19 protein-coding genes are annotated in these 14609 nt (G+C 37.4%); 9 read left to right on the top strand and 10 right to left on the bottom strand.

Annotated features, from left to right (window positions below; genetic code table 11):
* Nucleotides 1–58: 58 nt before the first annotated feature.
* The gene (locus tag ACUNWD_RS15755) at nucleotides 59–1603 is read left to right on the top strand and encodes a hypothetical protein (RefSeq protein ID WP_445588797.1); all 1545 of its coding nucleotides are present in this window, start codon (nucleotides 59–61) and stop codon (nucleotides 1601–1603) included.
* 116 nt (nucleotides 1604–1719) lie between these two features.
* Here the strand turns inward: ACUNWD_RS15755 and ACUNWD_RS15750 are convergent, their stop codons facing one another.
* Nucleotides 1720–2109 (bottom strand): hypothetical protein, encoded by a 390-nt coding sequence (locus tag ACUNWD_RS15750; RefSeq protein ID WP_445588796.1) that lies wholly within the window; start codon nucleotides 2107–2109, stop codon nucleotides 1720–1722.
* Between the two features lie 184 nt (nucleotides 2110–2293).
* Between ACUNWD_RS15750 and ACUNWD_RS15745 the strand changes: the two genes are divergently transcribed.
* The gene (locus ACUNWD_RS15745; RefSeq protein WP_445588795.1) at nucleotides 2294–2728 is read left to right on the top strand and encodes a hypothetical protein; all 435 of its coding nucleotides are present in this window, start codon (nucleotides 2294–2296) and stop codon (nucleotides 2726–2728) included.
* 160 nt (nucleotides 2729–2888) lie between these two features.
* Complete coding sequence (locus ACUNWD_RS15740; RefSeq protein ID WP_445588794.1) at nucleotides 2889–3455, top strand: dihydrofolate reductase family protein; 567 nt, start codon at nucleotides 2889–2891, stop codon at nucleotides 3453–3455.
* Nucleotides 3456–3576: 121 nt separating this feature from the next.
* Here the strand turns inward: ACUNWD_RS15740 and ACUNWD_RS15735 are convergent, their stop codons facing one another.
* Together ACUNWD_RS15735 and ACUNWD_RS15730 are read right to left on the bottom strand one after the other, a co-directional pair.
* Nucleotides 3577–4131: an OsmC family protein gene (locus ACUNWD_RS15735; protein ID WP_445588793.1), complete on the bottom strand. Its 555-nt coding sequence runs from the start codon at nucleotides 4129–4131 to the stop codon at nucleotides 3577–3579.
* 158 nt (nucleotides 4132–4289) lie between these two features.
* Nucleotides 4290–5153 carry a helix-turn-helix domain-containing protein gene (locus ACUNWD_RS15730; RefSeq protein ID WP_445588792.1) on the bottom strand — a complete coding sequence of 288 codons (864 nt, stop codon included), beginning with the start codon at nucleotides 5151–5153 and terminating at the stop codon, nucleotides 4290–4292.
* A 349-nt stretch (nucleotides 5154–5502) separates the two neighbouring features.
* On the opposite strand from ACUNWD_RS15730, the gene ACUNWD_RS15725 reads away from it, so the two are divergent.
* The 5 genes from ACUNWD_RS15725 (at nucleotide 5503) to ACUNWD_RS15705 (ending at nucleotide 7853) form a co-directional block, all read left to right on the top strand.
* A complete protein-coding gene (locus ACUNWD_RS15725) occupies nucleotides 5503–5694 on the top strand; it encodes a DUF1059 domain-containing protein (protein WP_445588791.1) in 192 nt (63 codons plus the stop codon).
* A 24-nt stretch (nucleotides 5695–5718) separates the two neighbouring features.
* A complete protein-coding gene (locus tag ACUNWD_RS15720) occupies nucleotides 5719–5886 on the top strand; it encodes a hypothetical protein (RefSeq protein WP_445588790.1) in 168 nt (55 codons plus the stop codon).
* 2 nt (nucleotides 5887–5888) lie between these two features.
* Complete coding sequence (locus ACUNWD_RS15715; RefSeq protein ID WP_445588789.1) at nucleotides 5889–6161, top strand: antibiotic biosynthesis monooxygenase; 273 nt, start codon at nucleotides 5889–5891, stop codon at nucleotides 6159–6161.
* A 192-nt stretch (nucleotides 6162–6353) separates the two neighbouring features.
* Nucleotides 6354–7184: a 50S ribosomal protein L11 methyltransferase gene (gene prmA / locus ACUNWD_RS15710; protein WP_445588788.1), complete on the top strand. Its 831-nt coding sequence runs from the start codon at nucleotides 6354–6356 to the stop codon at nucleotides 7182–7184.
* A 3-nt stretch (nucleotides 7185–7187) separates the two neighbouring features.
* Nucleotides 7188–7853, top strand: a complete 666-nt coding sequence (locus tag ACUNWD_RS15705) for a phospholipase D-like domain-containing protein (protein ID WP_445588787.1) — start codon at nucleotides 7188–7190, stop codon at nucleotides 7851–7853.
* Nucleotides 7854–8020: 167 nt separating this feature from the next.
* Here ACUNWD_RS15705 and ACUNWD_RS15700 read toward each other — a convergent pair whose 3' ends face one another.
* Nucleotides 8021–8578 carry a ClpP family protease gene (locus ACUNWD_RS15700; protein WP_445588786.1) on the bottom strand — a complete coding sequence of 186 codons (558 nt, stop codon included), beginning with the start codon at nucleotides 8576–8578 and terminating at the stop codon, nucleotides 8021–8023.
* Between the two features lie 265 nt (nucleotides 8579–8843).
* Between ACUNWD_RS15700 and ACUNWD_RS15695 the strand changes: the two genes are divergently transcribed.
* Nucleotides 8844–9452, top strand: a complete 609-nt coding sequence (locus ACUNWD_RS15695; RefSeq protein WP_445588785.1) for an acyloxyacyl hydrolase — start codon at nucleotides 8844–8846, stop codon at nucleotides 9450–9452.
* Nucleotides 9453–9455: 3 nt separating this feature from the next.
* Here ACUNWD_RS15695 and ACUNWD_RS15690 read toward each other — a convergent pair whose 3' ends face one another.
* From ACUNWD_RS15690 to ACUNWD_RS15665, 6 genes are all read right to left on the bottom strand, one after another.
* Nucleotides 9456–10001 (bottom strand): dihydrofolate reductase family protein, encoded by a 546-nt coding sequence (locus ACUNWD_RS15690; protein ID WP_445588784.1) that lies wholly within the window; start codon nucleotides 9999–10001, stop codon nucleotides 9456–9458.
* 32 nt (nucleotides 10002–10033) lie between these two features.
* Nucleotides 10034–10507 carry a heme-binding domain-containing protein gene (locus tag ACUNWD_RS15685; RefSeq protein WP_445588783.1) on the bottom strand — a complete coding sequence of 158 codons (474 nt, stop codon included), beginning with the start codon at nucleotides 10505–10507 and terminating at the stop codon, nucleotides 10034–10036.
* Between the two features lie 69 nt (nucleotides 10508–10576).
* Entirely contained in the window at nucleotides 10577–10969 is a 393-nt protein-coding gene (locus ACUNWD_RS15680; RefSeq protein WP_445588782.1) for a heme-binding domain-containing protein, read from the bottom strand.
* Nucleotides 10970–11166: 197 nt separating this feature from the next.
* Nucleotides 11167–12846, bottom strand: coding sequence for a glutamate formimidoyltransferase (gene ftcD, locus ACUNWD_RS15675; RefSeq protein WP_445588781.1), 1680 nt, complete (start codon nucleotides 12844–12846; stop codon nucleotides 11167–11169).
* 12 nt (nucleotides 12847–12858) lie between these two features.
* A complete protein-coding gene (gene hutI / locus ACUNWD_RS15670) occupies nucleotides 12859–14106 on the bottom strand; it encodes an imidazolonepropionase (protein ID WP_445588780.1) in 1248 nt (415 codons plus the stop codon).
* 155 nt (nucleotides 14107–14261) lie between these two features.
* Nucleotides 14262–14603 carry a T9SS type A sorting domain-containing protein gene (locus tag ACUNWD_RS15665; RefSeq protein WP_445588779.1) on the bottom strand — a complete coding sequence of 114 codons (342 nt, stop codon included), beginning with the start codon at nucleotides 14601–14603 and terminating at the stop codon, nucleotides 14262–14264.
* Between the last annotated feature and the right edge of the window lie 6 nt (nucleotides 14604–14609).

Raw genomic sequence — 14609 nt, 5'->3', positions numbered from 1 at the left:
GAAATGCTGACAAGTGAGTTAAAATAGCGAATATGGGTTTGAAACTGTCATTTATTTCATGGAGGATTTGAATAATTTATCAAATGCTGTTTCTGAAATGAAAACCTATGCCACCAATAATTTCAAGTATAAATCACCCGGAATTCCAAAGAAGGTTGTAATCATACTTTTTCTGATTTCATTATCCCTTTCCAGCATTTCACAAACCAATCAAAAAAGTATTGTAGTTTTAGTTGATTCTCAAATATCCAACGGTATCGCCGAAGATCTAAACATTTTTAAGACTGACCTGGAATCAGAAAACTATCATGTTATCCTTAAAACAAATACTTTTCAATCTCCGGAGGAAATTAGAGAATATTTTCAATTTCTATACACATCAACATCTCCATCCTTAGTAGGAGCAATCTTAATGGGGAAAATCCCGCTCGCTCGACAACACTTTGTTGTTACCTATTTAAATCCCGATCTATCGCCTACAACTCACAATTGTTTGTCAACCCAGTTCTACTCTGATTTAAATGGTAATTTCTACAAAAATAATCCACAGTACCCTGAATCATATTCCAAGCATGATGGCGATACAATTTCCGAGATTTGGGTAAGTGTTCTCCCTTATTATAAAAGTATCCATAATACAATCACGCAAATCAATCAATATTTGAAGAAAAATCACGCGTATCGACATGGAAACATTGACATTCAAGATGGGTTCATAGAAGTGAATGAACATTACAACGCAGATAATGCAAATGAATATGAATACCTGTTTAGCTCAATGAGTTCAGGTCAATTCTCGTGGACCCCTTTTACAGAATGGGGTAATGTAGGTTTGTATTTTTACAACAGCATTGGAGAACCGGATGTAGCATTTGCATATGAGGAAGAACTAAAATCAAATAAATATACATTTGCAGCCCTTACGGCACATGGTTCATACTATACCAATGGGGAATTATCTATTCCGGAAATTCAAAATATGACCATTAAGCCAATTTTTGTTTGGCTTGGCGGCTGCAATACAGGAAATCTTGATTACGAAGAAAACATTGCAATAGAGATTACTTACAGCAGTTTAAGTAATGCCCTTGTTACCAAGGGAGGGACAAGCAATGTAGGGGGTTTAGGTAACAATGAAAATGGCTTTTTCGGTAAAAACATTGCAACTGCAATGCTTGAGGGAAAAAGTATTGGAGAAGCTTATCTCTACCACAACCATACGCCTCTTATTTATCCCTGGTCGATTGAATTTGAAATGCATTATGCAACACCTATCTTTTTCGGTGATCTGAGTTTGACACTGAACCAAATTGCATCGACTAGTGAAATCCTGCAGAAAAATGCATACTTAGATAACGTATGCGTACCTAATCCATTAACCAACTATACAACAATTTATTATAGTGTTCCTAAAAGTGAGTTAGTCGAATTTATTATTACAGATGAAACTGGAAGACGAATTCTTCACAAAGAAATCAATAGTCAGGCAGGCAGCCATTCTTTTCAAATAAATACCGGCAAATGGCAAAATGGCATTCACTTTTTGACAATGAGAATAGGTAGTACCTATTTAAAAACCATTAAACTGCTAAAAATAAAATAACTAAAAGCCACCGATACCTAAGCTACTTTTACAGATAACACATTGTCATACATTCTTGCTCTGTGGATTGGGGTGGTTTTGCTAATCATTCAAGACAACCGAATAATAATCTTCCTTTATGATGGTCGTTTCCGTCCTTTGAGAAATAAAATAAACCCAACTGCAGATAACAGAACAAATAACCACATCGCTATAACTCCAATGAAAAAAAAGAGAGCTTCTTCTGTTCCTAACGCGCGCGACCTCATATTGTGCATAATGATGCCAACGGTAGCAACAGGAAATAATATTCCGGCTGCTATCATTAATGTTTTCAATCTCTTCCAGTGCATTTCTGCTAATTCTGGATCCATTTCATTCCGGTAAACAGGCTTCTTTCTCAAAACAAGCACCCCCAAATATATCCAAAACGCCAGCGCAAAAATCATCCCAAATGGAAATGCCATCCACATCATTACCAGTACCCCAAACACAACCAAAATTCTATTTAGCACCTTCTTTTTCATGTTCTCCTGCATTTTCATTATAGATACTAAACCCATCTATTATTGATGTTCCACAAACTTTGCCGTCCCAGAATATATTCTCCTATTATTCCTGAATTCACCCAATAACAAACCCAATCTTAAAATTTCCGTAATTTCATATACGTCTACTATTTATTTAGAGTTTAGAATACCTGAACGAACGATGCGAACCATATTACTACTTTTATTAGGATTCCTCGGATCGGGAGCCATTGGTGGAGGTGGAGCTATAATTATTTCGCCAATAGGTGAGCTGCTTGGAATGCCGCTATCTACGTTAGCGGAGTCACCTTTCAATAGTTTTCTTATCCCGGGAATCATTCTATTTTTAGTACTCGGACTTGCTCCAACTTTACTGGTATTTGCCTTACTTAAGAAACCAACATCCAGGCTGGCCGAGCAAATCAATCTATTTAAAGACATGCACTGGTCATGGACATTCACCATTTATATTGCTTTGGCGCTAATTTGTTGGATACAAATTCAAATGGTCTTTCTTCAATCGGTTCATTGGCTGCATACCTTTTACATGTTTTATGCAGTCGCGCTTATTGTCGTTACTTTATTGCCGCAGGTAAGAAATATATATAAAAAGTAAAATTCATATTCTCCCACTTCCTTTTTTTACTTAATCCGTCAGTTAACGCTCTTTGCAATATGGAATAGACTCAATGTGTATCTATTTATTGCCCACATTAAAATTCGCCAACCAAACAATAAGTATTGGATTATTGTTTTAAGTCAAAATTGATAGTAATATGAGAAGTTTAGTATATTTTATGCATGCGTCACTTGATAGTTTCGTTGGTGGCACAAATGGTGAAATGAATTGGATAACTGTTGATGATGAAATATTTGATTTTGTTTCAACAATGACAGATCAAACCGACACGGCGCTATATGGACGAGTAACCTATCAAATGATGGAAGCATATTGGCCAACAGCCGCTGAAAAGCCTAATGCAAGCAAACACGACAAAGAACATTCAGTTTGGTATAAAAATGTGTCAAAGGTTGTTTTATCAAAAACTCTTAATGAAACCGGATTATTGAACACTACAGTCATAAGCGACAATCTCGTAGAGAATATCAATAAACTAAAACAACAACCAGGTAAAAACATATTAATTTTTGGTAGCCCAAGAGCTTCTTATTCTCTTTTAAATGCAGGGCTGGTCGACGAATTTTGGATTTTTGTAAATCCTGTTTTACTAGGGCAAGGTATTCCGTTATTTAAAAATGTTCCCGAACTAATAAACCTAAGACTGATAGGCACTAAAACATTTACTTCGGGTGTTGTTGCACTTCATTATAAGAAAAAATAGAAGGCCCACCGCCTACATTCCTAAACCGCTGCAACGGACTGATGAAAAGCAAAAAACCCTGCCACAACCAGCAAGGTTTTAAACCATCTAAAAATCATCATCTTGAAAACCTTAAATACTTTTACTGAATTGAAACCTGAACATCGGTTGGTTTAATCAGGGTATTAAATACCGGCGACTGTTTGGCAAAAGCCAATAACTGTTCCTTTTCATCTTCAGAAGCGCCTTCGATTTCGAATTTTACGCGGATCTGGCTAAATTCTTTCGGGATATCAGGGTTCATTCCCAAAAATCCCTGAAGGTCAACATCGCCTTCAATACTGGAAGATACTCCCGAAACGTCAATTCCTTTTCCTGCAGCCAGCAAAACCATTGCTGTAGTCATGCAAGCCAGCAAACCATGCAGTAATATCTCTCCGGGATTGGCACCTTTGTTTCCTCCGAATAAAACAGGTGGTTCATCGTTATCGAATACAAATGGTGTTTCTCGCGAAGTGTCTTCCTGGCACGCGCCATAAAATCCTTGCACAAAGCTTCGGTTGTGTCCGCCCGAAATCCAGGTGTTAGTGGCACGAAGTTCGAATTTTGCTATTTCAGGATTACCCTGAATTGCTGCTACTGTGTTCATAATTCCTTCAGTACTGAAGCCGTTAATTGTTTTTACTGTTGTTTCCATCTTTAAATTGTTTTAATAGTTAATAATCAAGTACAATGCAAAGATAGAGCAGGACAACAGGCAGGTGATAGACACTTCGGTTCACAAAATCTGCAAAAAAGCCCAAATGCAATTTTTATTGCATTTTGCGAGAAATTCCCGAAGAAAAAACAATGTAATCAGCCTTTTATCGTGCGGTATTGAAGCGGGGTGCAGTTGAGGTTTTGTTTAAATACACGAATAAAGCTTGACGGTTCTTCAAATCCGCATTCAAAAGAAATCTCGCTAATCGTTTTCTCGGAAGTTTTAATAAGATGTGCAGCAAAATCGAGTCTTTTCCGGGTGAGCCATTTCCCGGGCGATGTATTGTAAACCGAGTTGAAGGTTCTTTTAAACGAACTCAGGCTCATGTTGCAAAGTTGGGCAAACTCCTCTAATTTCAGGTTGTATGCAAAATTTTCTTCCATGATCTGCCTCAATTGCGTGCTTTGGTCTTTATTGAGCGAATTCAGGTATTTGGCAACTTCTTTATGCAAGGGACGCGTAAAAATATTAAGCAGCAATTCCTCGAATTTATGAACGAGCAAATTCTTGCCGGGAAGCACCTGCGCGCCCAAAAAGGTAGCCAGCGAATTAACATAGGCCTCGAGGTACTCGTCGAGCTGAATGCGAATTACCGAATCAGGATCGGTCGCATTTTCCGGAAGGTCACGTATAACACTCGAAAAGCGGCTGGTGAAGTTTTTGATGAACTCGTCGGGAATAAATACCATTAAAGCACAGTATTGCTCGTCGAAATACTGGTGTACCAGGTTGGCACCTTTTCGAACAAACAACGAGTCGCCCGTTTGTACCACATAATCGTTGTAAATGCTTCGCCACATTTTTTTGCCACTGGTAACAAAAACAAAATAATTGGTGTCCGACCAAATACCTGCCTTGGTTTCCTCGGCCATGCATTTATACTCTACAAACAACAGATCATCAATAACCAGCTTTTTATAAAAATTGGCATCCCTGATAAACGAATAAAGATCGAGCATTTTCTTTAATTTATTGTTTGCAGTTAAGTTAGGATAAAAAATTAACTCAAAAAAGTTGATATACTGATTTACAATAGGATAATTAACTTATCCCCTCGCATAGCCCAATAAATTAATCATTCGGATAGAATATATCCCAAGGCTTTATCATAAGGAAAATTTCACCAAAACCATATCAGACAAAAACATCTTAAATACTTGTAAATGACTTAAATATTCCGTAATTTGAATAGTTCTTATACTTCTCTACAAAATAAAAAAGCCATTAATTACTTGCCAAATAAGCAATCAATTTTGATTGTTACTACTTAAATTTTAAACGTTAATTTAAATTTTGGAGGATTAGTTTATGTCTATTGTAAAAGTAATTAGCTGTAGAGATGGTGGCTACGATTGTGATTTTGTTGGCAGGTCTGAATCAGAGGAAGACTTGTTAACGCAAGTTCTCGAACATTCAAGAAAAGTTCACAACATGACGGATGTTAACGATGAAATGCTTGACAAAATCAAATCACTCATCCACGAAGAAGTAGTTCAGTAAAAGAGTCCTGCTTCTGTCAAATTCATGAAAAAACAAGCGGAAAAATTCTTTGTAAATACCGACAAGTTGAAGTTAGATATCTGGCAACTTTTAAGGATAAGGATGAATCCACGAAAAACAGTTTCAACAAAACTCCAACAAACTAACCTGATTCTGGATGATATGCAATTAGAATTTAATTGGAGGAAGTAATTATGGTAGAAACATTTGTAAAACACAAAGTAGAAGACTTCGCAAAATGGAAGGCAGTCTATGACGAGTTTGCTCCCACGGCAAAAGCAAGAGGCGTTACTGCAGACCATGTTTATCGTGATCCGGATGCTCCGGATAATGTAATTGTTACACACGAGTTTAACACGTTGAAAGCAGCAAGAGACTTTTTTGGATCTGAAGATTTAAAATCAGCCATGACAAAAGCAGGGGTCAGCAGTGCTCCTGAGATCTGGTTTGGTGAGGAAATTAATTAAGGATTTTCGTTTAGTTAGTTCTGGAATTAGCAAACAAAAAAAGAATCCCATGTAATGAATGTTCATTTATATGGGATTCTTTTTTATTATTCCTCTACCAACTTCCAGTTTGCTTTTTTCATGCATCAATTACTCACCTCGCTCCTCGCACCACAATCTTTTCTATCTTTGCATAAAGATGAAAATTACACCATGAAATATACAAAAACTGCTTTTGCACTGAATCCGGATAACGAGACTAATCGGGAGATTCTAATCGCTTATTTATCAGCCTTGAACTTTGAAAGTTTTGATGACTCGGGCGATCAATTAACGGCCTTCTACCCAATTGGAAAAGTAAATTCAGAAGATATCCAGTCCGTTTTAAGTGAAATACCATTCTCGGTTGAATTTAATGAGGAAGAAATGCCCGATATTAACTGGAATGAAGAATGGGAAAAGAACTATTTTCAACCCTTAATGATTAATGACCAGGTATTGATTAGAGCTCCCTTTCATAAAGATTTTCCAAAAGCTGAATACGAAATCATCATTGAGCCAAACATGGCTTTTGGAACTGGAAATCACGAGACTACATCCATGATGATGCAGCATATACTGGAACTAGACCTACAAGACAAAACTGTTTTGGATATGGGATGCGGAACCGGGATTTTAGGAATTATGGCGTCCATGCTGGGAGCGAAAAGCATCACTGCCATCGACATTGATGAATGGTCTTATACTGGAACAAAAGAAAATGCAGCACTCAACCATATTTCCAATCTAACAGCTATACAAGGTGACGCCAGCTTACTCCATGAGCAGAAATTCGATATTGTTTTAGCGAATATTCATAAGAATGTCATTTTACAAGACATGGAAAAATATGTGTCCGTGTTAAATGATGATGGTTTATTGATAGTGAGTGGTTTTTACAAAGAGGATATGGAGGATATCATTGGGCATGCTTCGGAATTAATGCTTTCCAAAATTATCATTAAAGAGGCCAATAAATGGACTTCATGTGCCTTTAAGAAATAATTCATGGATAATCTGGTTGATCATTTCAAACAATACCTAGGAACTACTTTTTCAAAAGAAGTAGATTCCACTATCGTTGATCAAATAAAAAAATTGAACCGGAGCGAACGCGAGGAACTAAGGAGCAAATTATTTCATGAAGCCCGAATACTTGAAAATGAACACAATGGTGGACAGGCTATCTTTTGGCTGGAGTTTTGCCTTGCACAATTAGAAAAATACACCTTTCGATTTCACAAGGTGTATTTCAGCCCGGGAACTGATATTCGGGAAATTATTTCCAGCTTGATTGATGAAGCAAAAACCAGTATTAACCTGTGTATATTCACCATCACTGATTCGTCTTTGGCTGATCGAATATTGCGGGCACATAAAAGAGGAGTTAAAATCCAAATCATTTCCGATGACCGAAAAACGTTTGATAAAGGCTCTGATATTTACCCACTTCATTTGGCCGGAATTCCTATAAAGATTGACCATTCACAGTATCACATGCACCATAAGTTTGGCATTATCGATCAGCGAATTTGCTTTACGGGAAGCTTCAACTGGACCTATACAGCAACCAAACACAATCAGGAAAACTTGTTGGTTACTTCAAAATATGATTTAGTTATTCAATACGAAGAAGAGTTTGAAAAGCTTTGGAAACAGTTTTATAAATTGTAAAATCCATTCTTTTATATTCTTTAAATTCCCTGTTGACAAGAATAATATCTCCTTATGCCTTATCAGGCAGATTTTTTAACTACTGTCAAAACCCAATCAACTATTACGCACAAAAAATGCAGACCCAAAAGTCTGCATTCTTCAAATAGTATATTTTTATAATTGATCTACAAAAGGCTGGTTTGAATCCCATCCACAATTCCGTATTCCAGAGATTCATCTGCGGACATCCAGTAATCGCGATTAAAATCTTTCATGATTCGCTCTATCGACTGACCACAATTCTCTGCAAGAATTTCAGCACCAAGTTTCTTGGTTTTGATAATCTCTTCCATTTGAATTTCAATATCAGAAGCAGCACCGCGAGCACCACCGCTCGGCTGGTGTATCATCACCCGTGCATGTGGAAGAATAAACCTTCTACCCTTTTCACCGGCAGAAAGCAAGATCGATCCCATAGAAGCTGCCAAGCCGGTACAAACTGTTGCAACTGGGCTGCTTAAACTTTTCATCGCATCGTAAATAGCAAAACCGGAAGTAACAAATCCACCAGGACTGTTAATAATCAGCTGAATTTCCTTGCCAGGTTCTTCCAATTCTAAATAAAGCAAACGATCAATTACGTGTTTAGCTGACTTATCATCAACCTGCCCCCACAAAAATACTTTACGTTCTTTCAGTATTCTGGAATCTATTAAATTTTGAAGTTTTTCTGTCTTTTCCATGGTATGTTATTTCAAATATTATCGAATTAAATAGTTTCGGCAAGTTAGCAAATGCCGCTCAAAATTGATACATACCGCAATAGAAACTTCATAAAATACCCAATATTTATTTCCTTCATTTTGTATAAACCAAGAATTGTAAAATTCCAATTCTATCAACTGGCATACGACAACTGTTTGAAAACATAGCAATATTTATCATATTCAATTATCAGGAAATAATCATTTTGTATATTGCTACGGCAAAAGAATAAGGATAAGACGAATGAAAAAAAATAGACTTCTACTAAAAATAGCGTTGACCTTCAGCGCTATTTTTAGTTTTTCAAATATGCTTTGGAGTCAAAAAGCCCCAGATATAGAAATTTCAAAACATCGCTTTGAAATCATCTCCGGTATCGGAGATCAAGTAATCTTTGATGCCAGTTATGATTATGAAGTTCATCTTTTTCAATTGGAGTACTCCTATACCTTCGCCCAAAAGGAAAAATGGAATTGGGAAGCCGTTTTGCAACCACAATACAATCTTTCCCGTTTTACAAAAGTCGGTGAAGATTTCTCAGAATTGATTGATGCCAAAGAATTTGGCTTAAGTGGAGGCTTGTTGGCCCGGACGAGATTATTAAAAGACATTATAGGCTTTTACAGTGTGATTGGCGCAGGACCTCATTACATTTCTGACTCCCCAAGAAGACAAGCGAAAGGTTTTATCTTTTCGACCTTCCTGAATTTTGGCTTTACTTTAAAACTGATTAATAACGCCTATTTTGACCTAAGGCCAGGATTCAGGCATATTAGTAATGCCGGAACAAAAAAGCCAAACATGGGATTGAATACCTTTACGCTTAGTGCTGGTCTGATGATTGGTATATAGAACCTAACTTGTGGTTTTATTCAGATTTAAAACCAATTGCACCATCCCATTTTTAAAAGTTTTTGTTTCTTCAAGATGAAAGAAATGTTCTGTTGAATGTTTTTGAAAAAGAGGAATTCCATCTCCCAGTGTAATGGGTAAAATAGTCAGGATTATTTGATCAATCAGCTCATTCTGCAGTAGCAAAGTATTGATCTGACCACCTCCAACCAGCCAAATATCTTTCCCCTTCTGTCCTTTCAGATTTCTCACAAAATCAGATACATTTTTAGATACAAATCGAGTGTATTCATTCACTTCCCTGTCAATGGTGCGGCTGAAAACATAATTCATTCGATCTGCGTGTGGGTATGGAATATCAAAACCGGTTATCACCTTGTAAGTTTCATGTCCCATCAAAATCGTATCAATATTTTGGTAAAAATCACCAAAGCCGAAATCCTCTCCCGGAATCTGGAATTGTGGCAAATTTAACCAATCAATGTTCCCATCTGGTTTCGCGATACAATTATCAAGACTTGTTGCAATGTACAAAATTACTTTTCTCACTACAGAAACGTTATTATTTGAATCAGATAACCTTAGTCATCCGTCGTTGGGGTAAGCAAACCTAAGGCTGTTTCATCGACCCAGTCAATTAATGCTTTGGACTGCTCTTCCGAAAGTTTGGCTTTCTTATGCATGAATGTGTATGATTTTAATGGCATTTGTTTACGTTCAACTTCCTCACTGATTTTTGTAAGAATCCCAACCTGATCAATACTCGACATTTCCCCCCACTTGGAAAAGTTGAGTTCTCCTTTTCCTTCTTTGATATGGCTATTTATCATCCACGAAACAGGGCTTATTTTATGATACCACAAATAGTTAGTTTGGTCAGAATGACAATCAAGACAAGCATTTTTTATAGTCAGCATAACCTCACTTGGTATCTTTTCTAGCGCAAACAAATGGTCAGGTCCCATATCGTCCAGATTCTTTTCTGGTTGAATGAACTGTGCACCCACAAAAATTAAGGCGAGAATAATAACGAATAATCGAATTTTTTTCTTCATATCGAATTTAATTGATCAGCAAAAAGGAGAACACCGTTTGGTAATTCCCACAACATTCACAGATACAAATCATTCTTTGATCAACGACGAGATTCCTTTTTCAACCCAATTCGTCAAAATCTTCATCTCTTTTTCTGTCAAAGCTTGCTCTGGTTTTCTTTCAATTAATTTTTTAGGAGGCATTGTACCTTCCTCTAGCACTTTTGTTATGTGATTGAATGCTCCAACTTTTTTGACTTTCGATAATCCGTCTAGTGTTTTAAAATCAAGCTCTTTTTTTGCATCCTCATTACGCGAATCAGTGTTATGGCAACCAAAGCACTTATTATCAATTACCGTTTTCACCTTAGCCGGCATTTTATAATCTGCGTTCGCAGGGACTTTTTTCTCTTCGGCTCGCACTACAATGAATGAGAACAGGAAGGCTAAAAACAACCCGGTAAAAACATTCAATTTCTTCATACCACTTATTTTAAAAGTTAAACAAATTAGTATTCATCACTAAAAACAATGAAAAAACTTCATTATCGTGATGCACTGAATGATAGACATCAAAAAATCAGATTAAGTTCAATTTTGCCAGATTATTTTTTTTACAAATAATTATGATTATTAAAATAATAACGAATTCGAATATCCGCCAATCTAGTAATCCAGAACTAAATTTTATCCTCAACAATTTTCAAAATAAGCTGCTCTTTGGTTTCAGCCTGATAAAGGATTTCACCTGCTTCGTGTTTAAGCTGTTTTGCCTTTTCATCGTCCTTCAAACTGCCCAAATTAATAAGTACATTTAGATAAGCACCATGAACTGCAGTCCTGGCACAAAGTGCACCAACCCCGGCGTCTGACACCGAATTGGGGTTGCCGAATTCAGCCATCGTCTGCATCACTTCCATTGAAGCGAATGCGGTTTTCATCACTTCCAATGGGGTGAGAATTGCACTTAACGTCGCATCCTGAATAGCCTTCCCACGGGCAGCTTTTTCTTCGTCTGTTGATTTAGGCAAACCAAAAGCTTCCATAATCCGATTGAATGCAGCAGTGTCTTCATCAACCGACTTCAACAGTTTTTCCTGGTAATTCTTTCCCTTTTCTGCCCAATCCGAAAATTCTTCCCAACGGCCATCCCAACCTCTTTTATGTGCTGAAAGGTTCGCTACCATACTTCCTAAAGCGGCTCCCAACGACCCCACATAAGCAGCAATTGAGCCTCCACCCGGAGCTGGAGATTCGGATGCTGTTTCATTTATAAAAGCTTCCAGGGATAAATCTTTCAACTTGGCAGAATCACTCTCCAATAAATACTCAATAATCCTTTCTTTTGGATTAAATGGGCCTAACTCATCCAATCCCATTGACTTAATGGCAATTTTGATAATCTCCTCATCAGATACTCCAGTCGATCGCCGTTGTTTTCTCAAAAAATACTTGCCAGCATCCAGCATTGCCTGCAACGGAATTAAACCAACCAGCTCAGAACCGGTTACTCGCAAGCCGCGCTTTTCTGCACTTTTACAAACCTCTTCAAACGCAATGTGAATAGGAGTTACAGTAATATCAGTCAGGTTCATCGAAATTTGAGCTACTCCATATTCTTCAATATACCAGCCAATTGCCCGAACCTTTTTCAATACTCCAGGAATTCGAACCGGTTCACCATATTCATTCGTGACAATTTTTCCAGTCACCGGATCACCTTCTCGCTGAACTCTTCCAGCTTCCCTTACATCAAAAGCAATCGCATTTGCCCGACGAGTAGAAGTTGTGTTTAGATTGACATTATATGCGATTAGAAAATTTCGGGCACTTACTGCTGTTGCGCCGGCTTTTGCATTAAATTCAACAGGCCCAAAATCGGGTTTCCAATTAGGGTCTTTTAATTTTTTGGGAAGTCCTTCATATTCGCCTGAGCGACAATTTGCCAGACTTTTTCGCTCTTCATTTTGTGCAGCAAACTCATAACAATAAATTGGAATCAACAGTTCTTCCCCAATCCGCTTGGCTAGTTGATGGGCATATTTTACGGTCTCTTCCATGCTAATATTCGCAACAGGTACCAACGGGCAAACATCAGTAGCACCAAAACGAGGATGTTCCCCTTGATGTTTGCTCATATCGATTACTTCTGACGCTTTTTTAACTCCACGAAAAGCAGCCTCCACAACATCTTCTGGTGCCCCCACAAAAGTAACTACTGTTCGGTTGGTTGCTTTTCCCGGATCTACATTTAGCAATTTCACGCCATCCACACTTTCTATGGCATCTGTAATCTGTTTTATTACATGTGGATTTCTTCCCTCACTAAAATTGGGTACACATTCAATGATCTGATTCATATCTGACTAGTTCTATAAAATTTGTCCGTTTAAGATGATTGTTTCAACCGGATTGCTTCCAAAATAATATGGAATAGCAGCATAACCGGAAAGTTCTTTGGTAATAAAAACATTGGCTTGTTTTCCTGGGCAGATACTACCACACACATGTTCCAAGCCCATGGCATAAGCGGAGTTAATGGTCACTGCATTGATTGCCTCTTCAGGTGTCATTTTGTATTTTAAGCATGCGAGAGACTGGATAAAATTCATATTTCCTGAAGGAGACGATCCAGGATTAAAATCAGAAGCCAAAGCTACTGGCAAACCAGCATCCATCATCTTTCTGACCGGTGAAAATGGCATGTCCAAAAAGAATGCCGCACCAGGCAAAATTGTCGGCATAGTTTCCGATCCCAATAACGACTGAATCTCTGCATCACCTACGTATTCCAAATGGTCAACAGACAAAGCACCCTGCTCAACGCCAACTTGAATTCCACCTGTCAGGCCAAGCTCATTGGCGTGAATTTTAGCTTGTAGGCCATATTTTGCACCTGCTTCCAATAACTGTTTTGTTTCGTCAACGGTAAAAAATCCCTGATCACAAAAAACATCCATGTAATCAGCCAGCTCCTCCGCTGCAACCACAGGAAGCATTTCATTTATAATAATATCAATATATTTCTGTCTGTTATCCTGATATCCTTTTGGAATTGCATGTGCTCCTAAAAAAGTAGCTTTTATCAATAAAGGGCTATTTTCTTTTAAATGGCGAATAACCCGAAGCATCTTTAATTCAGATTCAGTTGTCAATCCATATCCACTTTTAATCTCCACAGCACCAGTTCCCATCATACTGAGTTCGTGCAATCGCTGCACAGCAGTATAAAACAATTCATTTTCGGTTGCCTTTTCCAGCATCATGGCAGAGTTGAGAATACCTCCTCCGTTTTGTGCAATCTCCTCGTACGTCAGTCCTTTAATTCGATCAACAAATTCTTGTTCCCGACTACATGGATAAACCAAATGCGTATGAGAATCACAATAAGATGGCATGACCAACCTATCGGTACAGTCAATTTCCATTACAATATCTTCATTCCGAAAATTAGGTGGAAACTCGTTCATCAAACCAAATGAATCAATTTGATCCCCGTCAATAACCAGATATGCGTCTTTTAAAACCGGCAATTTTGCCATCTCCTTTCCATTAACCCATGATTTGGCTTTCTGCTCTACCTGAATCAACTCTTTAATGTTCTCAAGAATCAGTTTCATTACCGGCCTCCTTTCATTAAACTTAAACGATTATACAAGTTAATAAAAGAAGTCGTACAAATAAACTGTTAAAAATCATACGAGATTAAATAAATCGGCAACACCACCAATTGGTGATTCAAAAAAAAAGTTTGAATGATTGAAGTTTTTAGGAGTTATTCCTTTCGTATCCGCTTTACAAACTCTTGTTCGTCAATCCTAATTCTCAATAAATATATCCCGGATCTTAAATTTTGAAAATCAATACGCAGTTTTTGATCGCCAGGAAATAAAGCTTTAGGTTGCCACTTTTGAACTTGATTTCCTAAAATATCGATCAACTCAATTTTTGCATACGTATAATTTTCTTGATGAATTTCAATAAAAACGAAGTTATTAACGGGATTAGGATACACCTTTTCGACTCGACAAGTCTCTTCTTTCTCAGCAGTTGTCTGAGCTTTCGAAAAGCTAAAAGACAGTATAAAAATAATTGTAAATAAGATGTATTTTTTCATGGCATT

The organism is Sunxiuqinia sp. A32 (assembly GCF_052690465.1).
This window is presented reverse-complemented; position numbering and strand designations above follow the sequence as displayed.